Source organism: Microbacterium sp. Bi128, from assembly GCF_918698205.1.
In genome coordinates this window covers 23801-38783 of record NZ_CAKKMM010000005.1, presented here as the reverse complement: position 1 = coordinate 38783, position 14983 = coordinate 23801, and the positions used below count along the sequence as shown (strand labels likewise).

The 14983-nt window shown below is 65.2% G+C and carries 17 protein-coding genes; 7 read left to right on the top strand and 10 right to left on the bottom strand.

Going from position 1 to position 14983, the window contains the following annotated elements; genetic code table 11:
- Positions 1 to 407: 407 nt before the first annotated feature.
- Entirely contained in the window at positions 408 to 1367 is a 960-nt protein-coding gene (locus tag LQV45_RS01160) for a YafY family protein (RefSeq protein ID WP_230005354.1), read from the bottom strand.
- 97 nt (positions 1368 to 1464) lie between these two features.
- On the opposite strand from LQV45_RS01160, the gene LQV45_RS01155 reads away from it, so the two are divergent.
- Complete coding sequence (locus LQV45_RS01155; protein ID WP_230005353.1) at positions 1465 to 1920, top strand: VOC family protein; 456 nt, start codon at positions 1465 to 1467, stop codon at positions 1918 to 1920.
- Between the two features lie 160 nt (positions 1921 to 2080).
- Here LQV45_RS01155 and LQV45_RS01150 read toward each other — a convergent pair whose 3' ends face one another.
- The 3 genes from LQV45_RS01150 to LQV45_RS35765 all read right to left on the bottom strand — a co-directional run bounded on the left by LQV45_RS01150 (position 2081) and on the right by LQV45_RS35765 (position 3421).
- Positions 2081 to 2479, bottom strand: a complete 399-nt coding sequence (locus LQV45_RS01150; protein ID WP_230005352.1) for a hypothetical protein — start codon at positions 2477 to 2479, stop codon at positions 2081 to 2083.
- A gap of 123 nt (positions 2480 to 2602) precedes the next feature.
- A complete protein-coding gene (locus tag LQV45_RS35770) occupies positions 2603 to 3265 on the bottom strand; it encodes a dihydrofolate reductase family protein (RefSeq protein ID WP_308288801.1) in 663 nt (220 codons plus the stop codon).
- Positions 3266 to 3286: 21 nt separating this feature from the next.
- Positions 3287 to 3421, bottom strand: coding sequence for a hypothetical protein (locus LQV45_RS35765; protein ID WP_308288800.1), 135 nt, complete (start codon positions 3419 to 3421; stop codon positions 3287 to 3289).
- A 100-nt stretch (positions 3422 to 3521) separates the two neighbouring features.
- Here LQV45_RS35765 and LQV45_RS01140 point away from each other — a divergent pair, with 100 nt between their 5' ends.
- Together LQV45_RS01140 and LQV45_RS01135 are read left to right on the top strand one after the other, a co-directional pair.
- Positions 3522 to 3842 carry a nucleotide pyrophosphohydrolase gene (locus LQV45_RS01140; protein ID WP_230005351.1) on the top strand — a complete coding sequence of 107 codons (321 nt, stop codon included), beginning with the start codon at positions 3522 to 3524 and terminating at the stop codon, positions 3840 to 3842.
- On the top strand, positions 3829 to 5592 hold the full coding sequence (locus LQV45_RS01135) for a DUF2075 domain-containing protein (RefSeq protein WP_230005350.1): 1764 nt from the start codon (positions 3829 to 3831) through the stop codon (positions 5590 to 5592). The genes LQV45_RS01140 and LQV45_RS01135 overlap by 14 nt, the downstream gene beginning before the upstream one ends.
- A 292-nt stretch (positions 5593 to 5884) precedes the next feature.
- On the opposite strand, the gene dcd is transcribed toward LQV45_RS01135, so the two are convergent.
- Together dcd and LQV45_RS01125 are read right to left on the bottom strand one after the other, a co-directional pair.
- Complete coding sequence (dcd, locus tag LQV45_RS01130; RefSeq protein WP_230005349.1) at positions 5885 to 7828, bottom strand: dCTP deaminase; 1944 nt, start codon at positions 7826 to 7828, stop codon at positions 5885 to 5887.
- 3 nt (positions 7829 to 7831) lie between these two features.
- On the bottom strand, positions 7832 to 8281 hold the full coding sequence (locus LQV45_RS01125; protein WP_230005348.1) for a hypothetical protein: 450 nt from the start codon (positions 8279 to 8281) through the stop codon (positions 7832 to 7834).
- Positions 8282 to 8419: 138 nt separating this feature from the next.
- Between LQV45_RS01125 and LQV45_RS01120 the strand changes: the two genes are divergently transcribed.
- Both LQV45_RS01120 and LQV45_RS01115 read left to right on the top strand, forming a co-directional pair.
- Positions 8420 to 8767 carry a hypothetical protein gene (locus LQV45_RS01120; RefSeq protein ID WP_230005347.1) on the top strand — a complete coding sequence of 116 codons (348 nt, stop codon included), beginning with the start codon at positions 8420 to 8422 and terminating at the stop codon, positions 8765 to 8767.
- 121 nt (positions 8768 to 8888) lie between these two features.
- Positions 8889 to 9626, top strand: a complete 738-nt coding sequence (locus LQV45_RS01115; RefSeq protein WP_290370189.1) for an MFS transporter — start codon at positions 8889 to 8891, stop codon at positions 9624 to 9626.
- Here the strand turns inward: LQV45_RS01115 and LQV45_RS01110 are convergent.
- Positions 9608 to 10363 carry an alpha/beta hydrolase gene (locus tag LQV45_RS01110; RefSeq protein WP_230005345.1) on the bottom strand — a complete coding sequence of 252 codons (756 nt, stop codon included), beginning with the start codon at positions 10361 to 10363 and terminating at the stop codon, positions 9608 to 9610. The genes LQV45_RS01115 and LQV45_RS01110 overlap by 19 nt on opposite strands.
- A gap of 187 nt (positions 10364 to 10550) precedes the next feature.
- Here LQV45_RS01110 and LQV45_RS01105 point away from each other — a divergent pair, with 187 nt between their 5' ends.
- Complete coding sequence (locus tag LQV45_RS01105) at positions 10551 to 11129, top strand: hypothetical protein (RefSeq protein ID WP_230005344.1); 579 nt, start codon at positions 10551 to 10553, stop codon at positions 11127 to 11129.
- A 75-nt stretch (positions 11130 to 11204) separates the two neighbouring features.
- A complete protein-coding gene (locus LQV45_RS01100) occupies positions 11205 to 12047 on the top strand; it encodes a formate/nitrite transporter family protein (RefSeq protein WP_230005343.1) in 843 nt (280 codons plus the stop codon).
- Between the two features lie 27 nt (positions 12048 to 12074).
- Here LQV45_RS01100 and LQV45_RS01095 read toward each other — a convergent pair whose 3' ends face one another.
- The 3 genes from LQV45_RS01095 to LQV45_RS01085 all read right to left on the bottom strand — a co-directional run bounded on the left by LQV45_RS01095 (position 12075) and on the right by LQV45_RS01085 (position 14956).
- Entirely contained in the window at positions 12075 to 12809 is a 735-nt protein-coding gene (locus tag LQV45_RS01095) for an SDR family NAD(P)-dependent oxidoreductase (protein ID WP_230005342.1), read from the bottom strand.
- A 142-nt stretch (positions 12810 to 12951) separates the two neighbouring features.
- Entirely contained in the window at positions 12952 to 13797 is an 846-nt protein-coding gene (locus LQV45_RS01090) for an SMP-30/gluconolactonase/LRE family protein (protein ID WP_230005341.1), read from the bottom strand.
- A complete protein-coding gene (locus LQV45_RS01085; RefSeq protein WP_230005340.1) occupies positions 13790 to 14956 on the bottom strand; it encodes a cellulase-like family protein in 1167 nt (388 codons plus the stop codon). Before LQV45_RS01085 ends, LQV45_RS01090 begins: the two co-directional genes overlap by 8 nt.
- Positions 14957 to 14983 lie beyond the last annotated feature (27 nt).

The following is a 14983-nucleotide window of genomic DNA, read 5'->3' as shown; positions in this document are numbered from 1 at the left end:
GTCCCACCCCGATCCCGAGGCCCAGGATGCCGAGCATCAGACCGAGCGTGAGAAATCGGTTGTCGGCGAACATGCCATGTACCTCCTCTACTGAGCCCAGCAACGGGGAATGACCACGCCGGGCACCCCACCGTTGAGGTAGATGGCGTTCAGGCTGCTGATGTCCTTGCAGATGTTCAAGAACCCTACGCCGAGGGCGAGAACCGCGGAAACGACTCCCACGACGGCCGACGACGGAAGACCTGCGACTGCGTCGGGCTCACCAGCGACTGACGCGATGCGGTGGCCAGCTGTCAGCCGGTCCCGACATCGGACGGGGGGCAGTTCGTGCGACTGTGCCGCCGCTGGCTGCTCGGGCGTAGCCGCGGGTCCCCTCACACGACCAGACCGATCCGTCCCACCGGGGGTCAGCCACCTCCGGAGAGTCGTCCCGCGCGGGCGAACCGCTCCGCCTGGGTCTCGAACGCCTCCGCCAGCTCCGGCGGCCCCACGACCTCCATCTCGGCTTCGAACCGCCCGAACGACGCGGCGAGCGCTCCCCACGACCACGACCCCGCATCGAGCGTGCAACTCTGCTCGTCCACGGCGGTGACGGTTCCATCGCCGGCGAAGGGCATAACGTCGCGCGCCGGAAGGTGCAACAGAACCGTCCCGCGGCACGGCCAGGCGTTGGCATCCGCGCCCTTGAACCGGGCCGAGACGAACGCGTCGACGTCTCCACCCGGCACCGTGCGCGGAGTGAACGGGGCGCCGTGCGGGATGCGCGGGCGGAGGCGATCGACCCGGTAGATCCGCCAGTCGTCGCGGTCGAGATCCCACGCGACGAGGTACCACCGGCCATCCGAGACGACGAGGTGGTGCGGCTCGACACGCTTCGGCGGGCCCTCGGCATAGTCGAACCGCAGCGTCACCCGGTCGCGGATCGTCTGCGCGAGCGTCACGAGCACGTCGAGAGAGATCTCAGTGGATGCCACCTCCCCCGGCCGCGCGACCGTGGTGACCTCGAGGGTGTCGAGGCGGTGCCGCAGACGTGACGGCATCACCTGGCGCATCGTCGCGAGGGCGCGGATCGCCGCCTCACCGATTCCCGCGCCGAGCGATGGAGCGGTCCGGAGCGCGATCGCCACCGCGAGCGCCTGGTCGTCGTCGAACAACAGCGGGGGCAGCTCGGCACCGGAGTCGAGACGATAGCCGCCATCGGGACCCATCGTCGCCTCGATGCGGTAGCCCATCTCGCGCAGGCGGTCGACATCGCGGCGCACCGTGCGATCGCTGATGCCGAGCCGCGAGGCGAGCAGCGACCCCGGCCAGTCGCGCCGTGTCTGCAACAGCGACAGCAGGGTGAGCAGCCGCGATGTCGTGGTCATGGCATCCAGGGTATTTCCGGTCTAGGACACAAACCGACCTACACGGTTGCGAGCGTGGTCTCACGAGCCGATCCGGCCCGAGACCTAAGGAGCAGACATGTCCGTGCAGACCACCACCCACCTGAACTTCCGCGGCGACGCCCGGCAGGCGCTCGAGTTCTACCAGTCCGTCTTCGGCGGCCACCTCGTCGTGAACACGTACGCCGATTTCGGGATGCCGGCCGAGATCCCCGGTGCCGACACGGTCGTGTTCGGCCTCGTCGCCGCCGATAACGGGTTCCGGATCATGGGATACGACATCCCCGGCCAGACCCAGGGCGGCATCGCCGGCGGCGGCTCCACCCACCGCGAGAACCACACGACGATCACCGACCAGGCGCTGTTCGTCTCGATCAGCTCGCCGACGCTCGATGAGCTGCGGGGCTACTGGGATGCCCTGGCGGTGGATGCCACGATCGTCGAGCCCCTCGCGGCGTCGGCGTGGAGCGCCGGGTTCGGGATGCTGACGGACCGGTTCGGGGTGACGTGGAGTGTTTCGGTCGCCGCGGGGTGACCCGGTCAGGGCGGCGCGCTGGCCACAGGCTTCATCCGCGAGTCGCGATCGCCTCCGCCGCGCGCCTCTCGACGACCGTCCGTTCCTCCAGGACTGATGAGCGGGTGCGACGGAGGCAGATAAATGGCTACGCCCGTCGCGTTACCGAATCACACTCCGCTCATCTCACCGGATTGGCGCGAACTACCGATAGCCTTCTGATAATCGTCAGCAGTATCAGGGGGAAAGCATGGACGATCAAATCGTTGCCGCAACCTGGGGGCTTGTGGTTGTAACAGCCCTCCTTGTGGTCGCCACGATCATCCCATTCGTTGGCGATCTGCTCAAGCGTCGCAGCGAGCGAGCGGTAGTTGCCTCGCGCACTGTCCCGGACATGAACATCCTTCGAAGCAGGCTTGAAGGCGCCGTTACTCGGCTCGGCAAGACCGAAAACTTGAATGGGCGCGCCCTGGAACAGCAGGAGGAATTCTGCGACCAAGAACTTGGTATGCTCGCCCCCATAATCGCGGTCCGAGACGCGAGTCTCCAGTTCACGAACGAACTTTTTCTTGTGCGTCACCTTCTGACTTTCACGGCCCAGTCTCTCGCGAAGGCGGCCGCACTAGCCGGAGCGGCTGATATTGACAGCGCTCGCAGGCGGGATGGGCTAGTTCGAGACGCGCGGCGGGGCTATCAGGCCGCGTTACTGTCCCTTGATGCCGCGGAAGCCCTCCTTCCCGCATCTCAAAGACTCATCGCAGGTGAGAGATTCTGGGACAGGTTCGCGCGGGTTTCCGACGAGCGGGAGAACCAAGCAGCAGCGATCTTGCTGCAGGACGAGAAGATCACAAGAACGGGTCGAGGCGCTTCCGCTTAGATCTCGACATGCACCCGCACCGCGTCTGGCGGACGAGGGCCATCGACGTCCCCAGGTGTGCGCTACCTTGCCAACATACTGATCCCCGGTCTGATCCGGCCGGTACCTCTGCACCGTAACCCCCGAACCGAATTCCCGCCGCTCGACCAGCTCCAGCGTCAGTTCCGCGCCGTCGAGCAGCCGCGGCCCGTGCCCGGCGATCACCGGATGCACGACGAACGTGTACTCGTCGATGAGTCCCGCCGCAGCGAGCGCCACCGGCAGCCGCACACCGCCGAGCGAGATCCCCCGCCCCGGCTGCTCCTTGAGCCGCCGCACCGCGTCGACGAGATCGCCGCGGAGGAGTTCGGCGTTCCAGTCCACGGCGTTGAGGCTCGTGGATGCCACGACCTTCCGCATCGGATCCAGCACCTCCGCAACGGCGACCTCGCTGGCGTCCATCCAGTCGGGCCACTGTCCCGATGCGGGTCGCCGCCACGCGCCCTCCATCAGCTCGTACGTGACGCGCCCTTAGAGCAGCATGTCGGAGCGGCGCAGCTCGTCGGTCCAGAACGCCATCGACTCAGCGTCCGGCGGCAGGCCCGCTTCGTGGTGGACGTACCCGTCAAGGGAGACGTTGATGCCATAGCGGAGCGGTTGGGTCACGGCGGTCTCCTTCGACCCGAGCGGGGGTGGGGTCAGGCTACTTGGACGCCCGTCGGCTGGTTAGCACAGGTCCGACCCCGTAGTGCGTTACGGTCGCACCGTGACGAGTGAGCGAGTTCGAGAAGCGCTGTCGGAGTTCGTTCGCGAGCGTGAATGGGCTCAGTTTCATACGCCGGCGAATCTCGCGAAGAGCATCTCGATAGAAGCCGCCGAGCTACTCGAGTGCTTCCAATGGAACGATGAGGCCGATGAAGCGCGCGTTCGGGAGGAGCTGGCGGACGTCGCCACCTACTGCATCCTTCTCTCAGAGAAACTCCGAGTCGATCTCGACGAGATCGTCCTCGAGAAGCTCGCCGTGACCCGTTCCAAGTATCCGGTCGAGACGGCGAGAGGGCGGAGCACGAAGTATGACGCCCTCTGAGATCGAACGGCTGGACTTCACCACGCCTGCGGTCACGCAGTGGGCTGCTGGCGACGAACGACGCGTTAATTGGCCGGTCGTCTACGTTCTCGACAGCGCCGGATCTACGAAGCAGCCGTCGGTGTACGTCGGCGAGACGGTAAGCGCCGCATCCCGGATACGCCAACACCTTCAGAGCCCCTCCAAGTCCGGCTTCCGCCGTGTTCGTGTCGTCATCGACGAAACCTTCAACAAATCAGCCTGCCTCGACCTCGAGTCTCATCTGATCCGTTGGCTCGCTGGCGACGGCCATTTCACCGTGCTGAACGGCAACGAAGGCATCATCGATGCCCGATACTACGAGCGCGAGCTGTACCGCGAGAACTTCCGGCAGATCTTCGATCAGCTGCGATCGGAGGGAGTCTTCCAGCGCAGCATCCCGGAGATCGAGAACAGCGATCTGTTCAAGCTGTCGCCATTCAAGGTGCTCACGCGGGAGCAAGCGATCGCCGTCGAGCAGATCATCGAATCAGTTCTCGAAGATCTCGCAGGTCACAGCCAATCGACGAGCGTTATTCGGGGGAATCCGGGCACCGGAAAGACGATCGTCGCGATCTACCTCATGAAGCTCCTGGCCGACATCCGCGACTATCAGGACAGTGACGAGATCGAGCAGGACTCGCTCTTCTCGGAGTTCTTCGTGCCGGAGAATCGCCAACTCTTGAAGGTGGCGCACATCGGTCTAGTAGTGCCTCAGCAGTCGCTCCGCGAGTCGATCAGACGGGTCTTCAAGAAGACACCAGGGGTGAGCGAGGACCAGGTGCTCGACCCATTCGACGTCGGCAAGTCTCCGACTCCCTACGACCTGCTGATTGTGGACGAGACGCATCGACTCAATCAGCGTGCCAACCAGTCCTCCGGCAGGCGCAACCGGGACTTCATCGAAATCAACGAGCGCCTCTTCGGGTCCGACGACTACAGCAAGACGCAACTCGACTGGATCAAAGCTCAAAGCACTCACCGGGTCCTGCTCATTGACGAACGCCAATCGGTCCGCCCCGCTGACCTGCCCCGGGAAGTGTTGCTCTCTGAGATCTCTGATGCAGAGGGGAGCCACCGCCATTTTCCTCTCGCCCTACAGATGCGCGTTCACGCGGATGCGGACTACGTCGGGTTCATCAGAGAACTGCTCCGCGGTGACGCGATGCCCGGGCGCCGGCCAGATTTCGGGGCATACGACCTGCGATTATTCTCGAGCGTCGTTGAAATGCAGGCCACCATACGCGAACGCGATAGAGAGGTGGGGTTGTCACGAATGGTGGCGGGCTTCGCGTGGGATTGGAACACCCGCAACAACAAACCTGGGTTCGATTTCGAGCTCGAGGGCGCCGAATTCACCTGGAACCGCGCCGACAAAGACTGGATCAGCTCATCCAGCTCGATCCAGGAGGTGGGGTCGATCCACACAGTCCAGGGCTACGACCTGAACTACGCGGGTGTCATCATCGGCGAAGATCTCCGCTATGACCGCAACTCTCGTCAGATGGTGCCTGACCGCACCGCCTACCGAGACAGGAAAGGCAAGGAGAACCTGCGGCAGCTCGGCAAGAAGACGACCGACGAGGATCTCCTGGCGCTGATTCAGAACATCTATGGCGTCTTACTCACTCGCGGGATGTTGGGTACATACATCTATGTTTGCGACCCGAGCATGCGCGACTATATCGCGTCGGTGGTGGACGGGCGCGTGAACGAAGTCACCGGCGGTTGACGAACGGATCACGTCGTACGACGCCCCCAACGACACGGCAGAGACGACCGAGCGGGCGGGCAACTTCGCCGAGACGTCGAGTTCACGTACGAGCGACTACTCCGCCGCCCCCGGCCTCCCACACCTGTCGATGCCCCTCGGGGCCTGATCGATCTAGAAGCACTTCGGCATGCCGTTACACTTCTGCCCCGAACTTGTCGTCGGGCTCCGCGAGCACGAAGAGCAAGATATGCCCGTCGTGCACGTAGCCGCTAGCGGAGTGACATGTCCGCCATTTCCGCAATGAAGGCGCTCACGGACCGGGTGGAGATGCGGGCGTCTGTGTAGAGTGCGCCGAAGCAAACGCGCCCCGGAGGGCCCGAAGTATGTCAGCATCTCGATCGGACCGGATCTTGGAGAATTCTGGGCCGGTCGGCATGCGGTACTTGCTCTCTGGTGGGGTGACGGGCGCATCGGGGTGCGTGTTCCAAAGCATCAACTGGGCAACGCGCTCTCCGGGGGTAATTGCCATCGGAACCTCACCGAGATTGACTAGTTCCAGCGTGAGGCATCCGGTGAAGCGGGGATGAACCTGTACGGCTGTCGCTGACAGCAGCCCCAGACGCCCATAGGAAGATCGAGTGATCACCTGGCCAACCAGGTCCGGAGGCATGACGACGTACTCCAGTGTCGCGGCAAGGACCAGCTGCCCCGGGTGCAGGTAGAACACATCCCCCCATGGCTTCTGCACGCGGGATTGAATAGTGCGTGGGTTCTGAGAGGGGTCCAGCGCGTCGAACTGTCCGATATTGGAGCGGGCGAACACGATGAACTCGTTCCCAAGCCGGAGGTCAACGCTCGCATCGGTTACGTCTGGAGGAAGTCGTGGAACGAGCTGCAACCGGGACGGGCCGGATGCAGCCAGCCGCGCCCGAATTTCGGGCGCTGACAGAGCACCGTAGGACTCCGGTGGTTCTTCGTCATTTGTCGTTGGTGGCAAGAATTTACCACCAACCGCGCTCCATCGATGGAGGAAATCCAGAATGTCCAGCGCCTTCAGCGCCAGGCGCCCTACGGGCGTTCCAGGTGCGGTCGCGAACATCATCCACACGGCGTTTACAAGATCCGCTGCGGAGTAAAGACCGTTTCCGTTCGCGTCAGACCAGTGAACCGGCGGAGTCCCGGACTCTAGCAGATCCGCGCAGCCACTGATTCGGTTCTCGTTTTCGGGCTGCCCATACGCGGCACGCGTACACCAAGTAGAGACATCCGTCCAAATAGCTTCGGCAATCCTGGTGAAGTGTTCCTCGAGTAGCACTGCCCAACCAGGTAGGGCAGTGTCTTGTGTGGCGAGATCGCTTATCGCGTTGGTGATTCCAAGGGCGTCGCCGCCCGCAAGGTTTATCCACTGCAGCATGAGTCGCGTCCGGAGAGCGCGCGGGGGATGCGAGTCAGACGCGACGGATCCCGGCGAAACGAAAGCAAGAAAATCAGTCAAGGCGCCTACCGCACCGGCACCAAATCGGTGCACTGCGTAAGCGTCGCAGGTCAGTTCCTCCAGCCACTTCGCTGCAACCTGCTCTAACGCGCGCGACCCAGGATTGGCCCCGAGAGAGGGTGGTAACACCGTCAGCGCGGCGACCTTCGCAGGATCCAAGTCATTGGAATGAGAACGGGCAACAGGCTTAACCCGTTGTAGATAGTGGGCCAACTCATGCCCGCAGGTGATTGGCAACCAGGACAACCGGGCACCTTCGGACTCGGGGACCGTAATCAAAACGAGCCGCGGCTGTCCCGCTGGCGCTGGGGGCACCGTCAAACCTTCGAAGAGTCGTGCGCGCAGATCGCTTATGAAGGTGACGAAGTTGTCGGGACTTCCGATCGTCACCACGGCGTGCGAAGAACCTCCACCGAACAGTGCGACATCTGCTTCGATGAGATTGGCGATAGCTTGAGGAATTTGACTGTCACCGCGCCGAAATCGCTCATCGAAGAACCCAGCTCGTGATCGCAGATGTACATTCCACGAGCCCAGTTGCGCCATCCGCACGTTATCGTTTGGCGCCGCCGCGAAGGAGGAGACCACCTCATCACGAAGATGTCCCGCATACTCCTCGAAGAGCCGTAGTGAATAGCGCATTCCCGGCCCGGATGCCGCAGCTGCCGAGATCTGATCGGCAACAACCGCCTCGAATCCTCGAATTCTATCCAGCAGTGCGCGCTTCAGGTGCTCCAGCGCATTCGACGAACCGGGCACGGGTCACTGCAGCAGTAGAGTGCGTTCGCCGGCGTCGGACAGCGCAAGCGTGGCATAACGTCCGCCCGCCAAAAACAGGTCTTCCAGCCATGTCGCGTCCTCCGTCGACAGAGGGTCGACTCCGTCAAGAGCCTCGAGACGGCGTATCAAGCTTTCGAGTAGAAGCGCAGCCTGTTCGTCGTCAAGCATGGCGTGTCCGGTCCGCAGAGCATCGAGCGTGAAACCTGCCATCGCGTACGCGGGCTCATCGACAACGGTTGCCGCCCGCTCTCCGCGTAGCACCTCTATCTCAGACCGAAGACGCTCTAGTACAGAGCGAACCGCGTCCCGCTCGACCGCGAGAGCAACATCTCCTGCACCCTTTCGCGCGGCAGCGGCTGCTACGCGAGTGAACAACACACCCGCCGACGACGCAATCAGGTCGGCCGACTGACCGGGGTTGGCGTGGTGCATGGGATGCTCCATTCTCTAGCCGTGCGCTGGAAGACGGCGTGTCGCTGGGTTGCAAGTTCGATTGTCATGCTACCCACCGACATCGTCCGTTTCGATAGTCTAGAAACACGAAACCTGATACCCGTAGAACGGCGCGCCATGCGAGAGAAGTCGGAGCTGATCAAGCGGTTGTTCGGCCGTCCCGTGCGCATCTACCTCACGCTGTGGATCCTGGAGCGCGAGTACCAGCCGTTCTATTTGCTGGAGGCCCAGACGGCCCTCCAGACCTCCGGGCACGCCATGTCTGCGGTCCGCGCGGAGGTCCATACTCTGCTCGACTGCGGACTGCTCGCCGAGACTCCCGACGGCAACCGGCGCTACTACACGCCCATTCGCTCACCGTGGTGGGGGGTGTTCGAACACATCGGAACTGCGCTGACGCTTTCGGACGAGGCCGCAACCGCATCACCTTCGACACCCGAGACGGCCATCTCTACCACCGCATGACCGTCGCACCGGGTCAGTGAGATTTGCTCTCTTCTGTGCACCACTCAATCCCCGCCCCCAGGACGCCGGCCGGATGACAACTCTGGCGTGGCCGCTCGACGCGTCGACGGTCGCAATGTAGCTGACGCGACTACTACGCCGTACGCGACGAGAGCCACGCTGGCCGTGGAACTTCTGGGGCGCTCTCACCCTCGCTGTCGTCATGGTGGTGGCGTTCGTGCTCACCGAGCGGGTGGTGCGCGATCCCCTCGTTCCCCTGTCCGTGCTGCGCCGCCGGACGATCGCGTGGGGCAACATCGCCGGCATCATCGCCTTCGCGACCGAGACGTCGGTGGTGTTCCTCCTGACCCTCTACCTGCAGAACGTCCGGGGATTCAGCCCCCTGCAGGCGGGACTCGTCTTCGCCGTGGTCGGCGCGGGCACCGTGGTCGGCGGACTCGTCGCACCCCGCATCATCGCCCGGATCGGCGCCACCCGGGCGATCGTCATGGGGCTCGTCGTGCAGGCCGCGGCGACACTCCCCCTGGCGTTCCTCGACCTGCTGTCGGGGTGGCTCGTCGTCGTGCTCATCGGAACGTTCGTCGGCGGAGTCGCGAACCTCGTCGCAATCGTCGGCTTCATGGTCACCGCGACCACTGGCATTCGCGATCAGGATCAGGGCCTCGCGACCGGCCTCGCGACGATGAGCCAGCAGATCGGCATTACCGTCGGGACGCCGGTGATGTCGGCGATCGTCGCGGCGAGCGCCGTGCTCTCGGCGGGGGTGGGTGCGGCTCTTGTGGTGAATGCGGCGATCTGCGTGGGGGCGGCGGTGGTCGTGGGGGTCGCGTTGCGTACCCGTCACTCACCGCGGCGCTGAAGGTGCCGGACGAAGAACCTCCCGGCATCCTCTCCCGCGAACGCCGGAACTCCGGTGTGCCCACCCATGTTGGCGACGAGCGTCTTCTCGCGCGAGCCGAACGCGTCGAACAGATCCAGCGCCGCCTGACGGTCGTTACCCTCGTCATCCCACTGCAGAAGAACATGAATCGGGATGCCAATCCCCCGCGCCTCGTCCATCGTCGAACGCGGCACGTAGCTTCCGGCGAAGAGCCCTGCGGCCGCGATCCGTGGGTCGACCACGGCGAGGCGGACGCCGATGGCAATGACTCCGCCGGAGAAGCCGACCCTGGTGCCGATCTCGGTCAGCGCGAGCACGGCATCCAGGGTGGCCTGCCAGTCGGGCACCGCGGCATCCACGAGCGGGAGGATGAGCCGGTCGATCACGTCATCGCTCGGCATCTCGCCGGCGGCGAGCGCGGCGCGCAGGTCGGTACGCGCCTGCTCGGCTCCGGGAAGTGGGGGGCGATCGCCGGTACCGGGGAGTTCGATGGTCACCGACGCGAACCCGTCGGCAGCGGCGGCTTCGGCGCGGGCTTTGAGCCGCGGATACATCCGGCGCGTGCCGAAGCCGCCGGCCTGGTTCAGCAGAAGGAGTGGCGCAGGGGATGCGGGGGTGGCGGTCGGTGGCATCCAGAGGATGCCGGTGAAGCCGTTGAGGCTGAACGCGCGCTCGAGAACGCCGTCGCCGAGCGGGATGTGTGAGGTGACCTGCATGGTCGCGCCTTTCGGAAGCACAGAAGAAGCGGTGCTCCCGGGCGACCTACCGCCCGACCGTGACTCCGAGAAGGAGCACCCACGTCGATTCGTTCACGGGGACCACCTCCTCAGGTTTCGGCACGGATGAGTGAACACTACTCCCGGGGCCTGGTCCGTGTCGGTGGTCGGGAGTACCGTCGGCGCCATGAAACCGGACGCGCTTTTCCTTCACTCCGATGCCGCGCTGCGCAAGGTCATCGACCAGATCGATCCCGCCGACCTCTCGGCCCCGGTGCCAGAAGGGTGGAGCGAGCTCGAGTCGCCGACGCTGCTCGGCATCCTCGGGCGCCACGCGTACGACGAGGCGTGGATCCCCGACGTGATCGCCGGTCGCGCGGCCGCCGACGGAGACCCGTTCGCCGACGCCGACCTCCTCGGCGATGACCCGATCGCCTCCTACGACGCTCTGAACGATGCCGCGACGGCCGCGGTGCGCTCGGGCGATTTCGCCGAGACGTTCCGGTTCACTTACGGCGACTACCCGGCGGCGGAAGGCTTCGCGCACATGGCGACCTACCGCGCATTCCAGGCGTACTCGATCGCGAAGCACCTCGGCATCCCGTTCCACCTCTCCCCCGAACTGATCGCCGGGTTGAACGAGCACGTCGTGCCGCACGCGGACGAGTGGCGGCAGTGGGGCGTGTTCCCTCCCGCGATCGAGCCGCCGGCCGACGCGGATGAAGAAACGCGACTGCTCTGCGCGGTGGGGTACTGGGTGGCTTAGGCGCGGTTGTCGCGATCGGTGCGTTCCGCGTCCCACGCCGGCCCGACCGCGATGCGCGACTGCGAGGATGGCCCGATGAGCCATTCGCGCGAAGCACGTGCAGAGCAACGACGCCAGGACGGCTCCAACGACGCGGCGGTCGAGGAAGAAATCGAGGTCGAATTCGAGGAGGTCGTCGGCGAAGGAGCGGAGCGGCTGCACCGGACCTTCCGCGCCACCCTCGTCACCGGATTCCTGGGCGGGGTCGAGGTCGGCGTCGGCGTGCTCGTCTACCTCGGCATCCTCCACGAGACGGGCGATCATCTCCTGGCGGGACTCGGCTTCAGCGTCGGCCTGATCGCCCTGCTCCTCGCACACAGCGAACTCTTCACCGAGAACTTCCTCATGCCGGTCGCCGCGGTCGTCGCCCGCGAGGGCACCGCGATGCAGATGCTGAAGCTCTGGGGCGGCACGCTGGTGTCCAACCTGATCGGCGGATGGCTGATCATGGCGATCATCGTCGCGGCCTTTCCCGACTGGCATCCGGTGCTCGCCGAAACCGCCCAGCACTTCGTCGACGCGCCCCCCAGCCTCGAGTTCGCGGCTCTGGCGATTCTCGGGGGTGCCGTCATCACGCTCATGACGAGGATGCAAGCCGGCACCGAATCCGAGCCCGCGAAGATCGTGGCGGCCGTCGTCGGCGGATTCATCCTCGCCGGCTTCCAGCTCTTCCACTCGATCCTGGATTCGCTGTTCGCCTTCGGCGCGATCATCAGCGGCGCACCGATCACCTACCTCGACTGGCTGCTGTGGTTCCTGCCCGTTCTGGGCCTGAACCTCGCGGGCGGGCTCCTGCTCGTCACCCTGCTGCGCATCGTGCGGACGGGCGAGCTGTTCAAGCTCCGACGCCGCAGGAACGAAGAGCGCAACCAGAGTTAGGCGAGATGCCTCGCTTCCCCTCGCGCGTCACACTGACGCACCCCCGTCGATCACGATCTCCTGCCCGATCACGTACGACGCTTCCGGGGATGCGAGCCACACGACTGCGGCCGCGATCTCGCTCGGTGCCGCTACTCGCCCTGACGGGTTCGTTCTCTTGAGGCGGGCGTCGCGGATCGCTGCCGTTTCTCCCGGTCGGTAGGACAGAGGAGTATCGATCGGGCCGGGACAGACGCAGTTGATGCGAATGCCGTGAGGGAGTTCCTCGAGCGCGGCGGTCTTGGTCAGAGCGCTCACCGCTGCCTTGGACGCGGCATAGCCGCCCAGAGACGGTCGGATGAGTCGGGTGCCGACATTCGACCCGATGTTGATGATGGCCCCACCGCCAGAGCGCCGCATCGTTCGGATCTCGTTCTTCATCGACAACCACAGGCCACGGACGTTCACGTCGAAGACTCTGTCGAACGCGGCATCCTCCATGTCTCCGAGAAGCCCCGGCTCGATCACACCCGCCGCGTTCACGGCGACGTCGAGGTGTGGAAGTGCCTGAAACCCCGCAGCCAGGGCGTCGGCGTCCGTGACGTCGATGGGGAGGATCGTTGCCGTTCCCCCGGCTCTCTGCACGAGCTCGCCTGTCTGCGAAAGAGCCGCCTGCGCACGGCCGACCAACACCACATGCGCCCCGCCCGCCGCGAACGCGGCGGCGACGCCACGTCCGAGGCCACCTCCCGCGCCGGTCACGAGAACGACGCGACTCACCATCGTGCGGCGCTCCTTTCTGTTGGTGGGTCAGACGGTGCGCTCGCGGGCCGGTGGTGCCGGACCGTCGAAGCGGCGACGTGACGCGTCGCCGTCCGCGCCTGCGGCTCGCTCACGCGGTCGCCTTCCGAGGGCTCTCGGGTTCTCAGGAGCCGAACGGGGGCGTGTGAACCCCGGGAATGTCGACGAGGGCGCGGAAAACGGCACCGGCAGGGCCCGACGGCGCTTCGAGACCCAGTCGCGACGTGGTGATCAGCAGCTCCCTTCCGGTGCTGCCGCCCAGCGCGCAGGCCGTCACGTGCGCGACAGGAAGGTCGATGACATCGGTGAGGATGCCGTCGGCGTCGAATCTGCGCACGGCGCTGCCTCCATACATCGCGACCCACACTCCGCCGTCCGCATCGAGGCAGATCCCGTCCGGAACGCCCCCCGCACCGGACAGGTCGACCCACGACGTGCGATCGGTGACTGCGCCGGCATGAACGCGCAGGCGGTCGATGCGCCGGGTCGCGGAGTCGACGTAATACGCGGTGCCGCTGTCTTCGAACGCCAGCCCGTTGGAGATGGTCACGCTGTCAGCGATGCGCGTGAACTCGAGCGTCCCCGGGTCGAGCCGGACCACCACTCCCGCTCCGGGAGTCGCGTCGTAGTCCATCGTCCCGCACCAGAAGCTGCCGTCCGGCGCACAGGTGCCCTCATTGAAGCGCGAGCCCGCGGGGACGCCGGCGCCGTTCACGCGGTGCTGCTCACCGTCAGGGTCGATCAGAATGACATCCCGCTCCCCCGCCACGATGAGCCCGCCGTACAGTCGAGGGCGAACCACCGCGGCAACGGTGTCGACATGGATGCGATCCACCACCACGCCGTCCTCGAGGGTGAGGACATCGCCTTCCAGCATGTCGACGAGCTGGAATCGTTGGACGAGGGGGTTCCAGATGGGTCCCTCCCCGTGCACGGTGACCGGGTCGCTCCATTGATGCGCGTCAGGCACCCCGAAGATCCTCGTCGATCGTTGCCGTCTTGATCGCGGTCGTCAGCCGGCGGTGCCATTCGACCTCGCGCCACATCCCGACGAACTGGGGTCCGCAGAAGTTGCTGGTGGCGACGCCGACGAACCGCCCGGTGCCGAGGGCGTACTCGACCGCGCGCGCATTGATGTCCAGGATCCAGTCCCACTCCAGACCCGGCCAGTCCTTGTAATCGACCAGCGACCAGCACTCGGTGATGCACAGCGGCTTGCCCGTCGCGCGAGACCAGTCCGCGACGTTGTCGATCATCCGGAAGAGCGACGCGTCGTATTGGTCCTGGTTCCGCAGGTACTCCTGCCGCCCGCGCTGCACGACGTTGTCGTAGCCCGCGGGAGAGAACTTCTCGAACCGGTACCCGACCTTGTCGTAGTAGTCGGTGAACTCGTTGTTGGCCAGCCAGATGTGCGGTTCGAGCAGGTCGAGGCTCGACACGTCCTGGTCGCGCCACGTTGCCAGTTCGCTGGAGTACGAGTACGTGTACTTCAACTGGGGGAACGCCGCGCGTACCCGTCCGACCGTGTCGCGCGTCCACTCCTTCACCCAGGCCTCGGTGCGGCTGGCCTCGGGCGGGATGGCGCCGGCGTTGTCTCCGGGGCGCGCACGGAAGACGTTGCGGGCCAAGATCTCGGTGTAGAGCCACGGCGCCCACACGCGCAACGGGAACTCGTTGCACAGGTCGACGAAAAGGAGGGTGTCGAGCAGCCCCTCCTTCTCGATGTGACGAAGAGTGGTGATCCACATCTCCGCGAAGCGCTCCGGGGTGTTGTAGTGCACACGCGTGTTGTCGAGGTCCTCACGGAACCAGCTGGACAGCGACACCCGAACACCGTGCTCCCGGGCGCGACGGATGAAGTCGGTCAGGGCCGGCAGCGGCCGCACACGCACCGAGGACTGCGCCCCCCACGACTGCGTGTCCCAGTTCGGGTTCAGCTCCCACTCGCGATCCGGGTCGGCGGCGATCAGATGGGGATACGCGTCGATGCGAACGGCGTTGTAGCCGCGGTCGACCAGCTGGCTCAGTGCCTCGTCCCAGTCCTCGTAGCCGGCCCCCGGCCAGCGGCGCTCGAGCCAGGAGAAGTCCCACATCGTGATCGCGTAGGGCTCGGTGTTCGGGGTACTCATTCGTGATCTTTCTTCTCGGTGGGTGTG